1 protein-coding gene is annotated in these 4,066 nt (G+C 73.1%); it reads right to left on the bottom strand.

The window, feature by feature from the left end:
- Positions 1 to 182 precede the first annotated feature (182 nt).
- On the bottom strand, positions 183 to 3,959 hold the full coding sequence (locus D7Y11_RS41835; RefSeq protein ID WP_126936451.1) for a tetratricopeptide repeat protein: 3,777 nt from the start codon (positions 3,957 to 3,959) through the stop codon (positions 183 to 185).
- Positions 3,960 to 4,066: the final 107 nt, after the last annotated feature.

The raw sequence follows: 4,066 nt of genomic DNA, 5'->3' as shown, positions 1-4,066 counted from the left end.
GCCCGCTCCAGCTTCCGCATGTCGTATGCTGTCAGCCCCAGCTCGGCAGGGCTCCTTGCCGGTCGCATGCTCCAGAAACTGCGCATGCGACCCGGATTTGTCTCGGAACTTCTGGCGACCTACTTAGGCGGCCGGGCCCGGCTCCGCGCACCCCTGACGGGTGCGCGGAAGCGGCTCGAGGACTACTGCTTCACGAGGAACAGCTCGCGCACCTGGAGCAGGTCCACGTCACCGGCGAAGCCGGAGAACTTCTCGTACTCCGCCGGGCTGACGCGGGCGCGGGGCAGGTTGAAGGACTCCGAGATGCTGAGCGTGCGTCCGTCCTGCTTCTCCGACCGGGTGTAGTGGCCGAACTGGCTGTCCACCTTCAGGCCCGTCTGCGGGTCGCTGAGCTTCCAGCCCTGGGGCAGGGTGATCGAGACGTTGGTGCGGCTGGCCTCCGTGTCGTCGATGTAGAGCGGCGTGGTGCGCGTGGACAGCTGCACGTAGCGCCGGCCCAGCAGGGCGGGGAAGGTGAGGGGGCCCAGCGCCATGCGGCTGTCGCCCTCCATGCGCCCGAAGCGCGGCACGGTGAACGCGTAGCGCAGCACGAAGGGCGCGCCCACGGCCTCCTCGTGCTCCAGCTTCACGGACGACAGCTCCGCGCCGCCGAAGTAGCGCGCCACCGCGCCCTGCAGCGCCTGGTTGCGGCTCTCCGCGGAGAGCTGCTCGAAGGCCTCGGCGATTTGAGCGGCCTCGAAGCCGGAGTAGACCTCCTCGCCCTGGCCCTTGAGGCTGCCGTCGGCGCCCAGCTCCAGCGTGAGCTTCACGTCCTTGCCCGTGCGCGGCTTGAGCGGCGGCGTCTTCACCTTCTGCAGGGGCTTGCCCGGCTCCGGCAGCAGGTACGCCTCGCGCTCGCCCGTGGCGGTCTCCGGCAATTCGCCGAAGGGGCCGTAGCGCACGGACGTGTCCAGCCACACCGGCTGCTCACCCGGCACCTCCACGCGCAGCGCCGCGTAGGGCAGCAGCGCGTCCGCCGGGAAGAGGTACGGCGACGGGTCGGTGTTGAAGGTGCGAATCGCCGCGACGCGCGACGGGATGCCCAGCGTCTCCAGGCCCGCCTTCATCACGGTGAGCCGGCTGCCGCGGTCCTGCGCCACCGTGGAGGCCGCGGACTGTGCCAGGCTCGCGTCGCGGCCGGAGAAGCGCTTCATCACCGCGGAGTGCAGCGCCTTCACCGCCTCCAGGCCCTTCTTGCCCTCGGTGGCCTGGCGCGCGAACGCCTCCACCTCCGAGGTGCGGATCCACCGGTCCTGGAACGCGTCGCCGTACACGCGCGCCAGGCCGTCGTTGCCCGTCTCGCCCGCGCCCACCATCACGAAGGGCAGGTACTCATTGCCAGAGGGCGGCGCGTCCGGCTCCGGGATGAACGGCGGTACGCGGCGCGCGTCGTAGTGGAACACCTCCACGTCGCCCTTCACCTCTGGCGGCGGCGCCTTCATGCCGTGCGCGTCCACCTTCATGCCGCTGCCCTTGGGCGCGACCACGGTGTACGTGCTCCACGCGTTCGGCTGGTTGGCGATCTGGAAGTAGAACGCGGACGCGGTGAAGCCCGGCTGCGCGGGGCCGCGGTCGCTTTCGGGCAGCAGGTACTCCACCTCCACGGAGTCACCGACCTGCACGCCGGGCAGGCTCATGGTGTCCTTGCCCTCGATGTTCTCCGGCTCCAGCACGCGGCCGTCCGCCTTGAGCGTGCGCAGCGCCAGCACCTGGGCGCCGCGGGGGATGTTCGCCTCCGCGATCTCCTGCACGCCCGACTGCTCCAGCGCCTTCTGGATGGTGTGGATGCGGTTGACGATGGAGCCGTCCGGGTAGACCTGCACCGCCGCCGCGTCCAGCACGTACGCCGCCGCGCTGCCGCCGGTGACGGGCGCCGCCTCGTAGGCCTTGAGCGCCTCCTTGCCGTCGATGGCGTACGCCGCCAGCACCTCCTTGCCCGTCTTGGCGCGCTCCACCGCGCGGCGCAGCGACAGGTCCGTGCCGTCCAGCTTCAGCGCCTGCTCGCGCAGCTTCAGCGCCTCCGCGCCCTGGCCCGCGTACTCCCGCACGTCCGCCAGCCGCTTGAGGATTTCGGCGTTGCGCGGCCACACGGCGGCCTGCGCCTGGAGCACCTTCGCCGCGTCGTCGTAGCGGCGCTGGCTCACGTAGACGCCGGAGAGCGCCGCGGCGGTGGTGAGGTTGTCCGGGTCCTGCGCGAGCAGCTGCGTGTATCCCTTGGCCGCGCCGTCCAGGTCGCCGCGCGTGCGCAGGTGGTCCACCCGCCGCGCGTCCGCGCCGGGGCAGCCCTCCTGGGCCTTCACCAGTTCGTCGGTGCGGGTCACCGCGTCGCGACGGCGCGCCAGCGAGGACTGCAGGCCCAGCGCCTCGCACAGGCCCGGCTGGGCCTCCAGCGCCGAGGCCAGGGCCACCTCCGCCTGCGCATCCACGTCCAGCGCCAGCGCGGCGCGGGCCTGGAGGATGTGCACCGGGAAGCCCGCGGGCTTCACCGCGTCACGCGCCGTCTTCAGCGTGTCCAGCGCGGTGGCCGGCTGGCCGTCATCCAGGAAGAGGTCCGCGCGCAAGAGCAGCGCGGCCACGTTGCCCGGGTCCTTCGCCAGCGCCGCCTCCAGGTCTCGCGTGGCCCGGCCTCGCGCCACCTTGGACGGGATGCCGCGGTCCTGCGCGGCCTGCTCCGCGCGCAGGGTGAGCAGCGCGGGCGTCGTCGCCTCCAGCTTCGCCATCAGCCGGTGCGTGCCGTCCAGGTCTCGCGCCAGGCCGTCGCGCACCGCCAGGAAGTTGCTCAGCGTCTCGCCAGCCTCGCCCTGGAGCGCCTGGGCCACGTCCTCCGCGCCCGGGTACATGTCCGGGGCCTCCACCTCGCCCGGGGCGCTCGCGTTCCAGCGCGGCGCGGGCCCGGTGGCGGCGGTGAGGCGCGCGCCGGAGGGGCTTCCGTCCGCCTTCAGCAGCGCGAAGGAGAGGCCGCCCTGCGTGTTGTCGCGGGACATCTTCACCACGAAGCGGTGCTTGCCGGCGGGGAGCTCCATCGCTCGCACGCTCACCGTGGACGCGGTGCGCGCCCAGTCGCGGCGCTCCAGCACGGGTGCGCCGTCCATCAGCACGCGGTGCGACGTCTGGCTCACCGTGCGCAGCACGTAAACGCCGGCCTGCGCCACCTCCGCGTCGATGCCCAGCGCGTACATGTCCCCGTGGCCGGGCTCGCCGCCCAGGTCCAGCCGGCCGTCCGGCGAGCGCAGCGTGCGCGCCGTCAGCGGGCCGTACGCGCCCGTGAAGGGGCCCGCGAAGGAGCCGTCCTTCTCCGGCGCGATGGGCTCGTCGATGGCCAGCACATGGAAGGGAGAGAAGGGCCCCACCAGCGTGGCCTCGCCCGCGCCGCCCAGGTCCTTGAGCGTCTGGGCCTGGGTGGCCGTGTCCGCGCGCAGGCTCGCCACCGACAGGCGCGCGGCGCGCAGCAGGTAGGCCGTCTCACCCCGGGCGCCCGCGGTGAGCGCGGCGTCCACGCCCTTGAGGATGTTGTCGTCCTCCGCGCGGGAGGTGCCCACGCGGTCCAGCACGTAGCGCGCGGCGATGACGGCCACCGGGTGGCGGGGCGCGCGCTTCACCAGCTCCAGCGACGCGGCGAGCGCGCGGTCGGACTGGCCATTGCGCCGGGCCAGCAGCACCTGTCCCTGCAGGGCGTACGGGTCGCCAGGGTCCTTCTGCACGGCGGCGTCGAAGCGCTGCTGGGCGAGCTTCACATCGCCCGCGACGAGGTACGCGTGGAAGCCCGCGAACGCGAGCGTGCGCGCCTCCGCGTCAGCCTGGCCGGCCCGCTCCGCGGCGGACTCAAGCACGTGGGGCGCGACGACGGAGGAGGGCCGGGGGCAGCCGGTGAGGCCGGCGACGAGGGCGAGCGCGGTCAGGCCGCTGCGAAAGGTGCGCATAGGGGAGCCGAGGGATAATGCAATCCCCTCGGCGAGGCCATATTCCCCTTGAGGTGCTTGTCCGGAGCCAGCCCGGCTGTGTCCCCTAGCGACGCTTCGGGGCGGGC

The sequence above is a fragment of the Corallococcus sp. AB018 genome, from assembly GCF_003986945.1.
Taxonomy (GTDB): domain Bacteria; phylum Myxococcota; class Myxococcia; order Myxococcales; family Myxococcaceae; genus Corallococcus; species Corallococcus exiguus.
The sequence above is the reverse complement of the archived record's forward strand: the minus strand, read 5'-3'. Positions and strand labels throughout refer to the sequence as shown.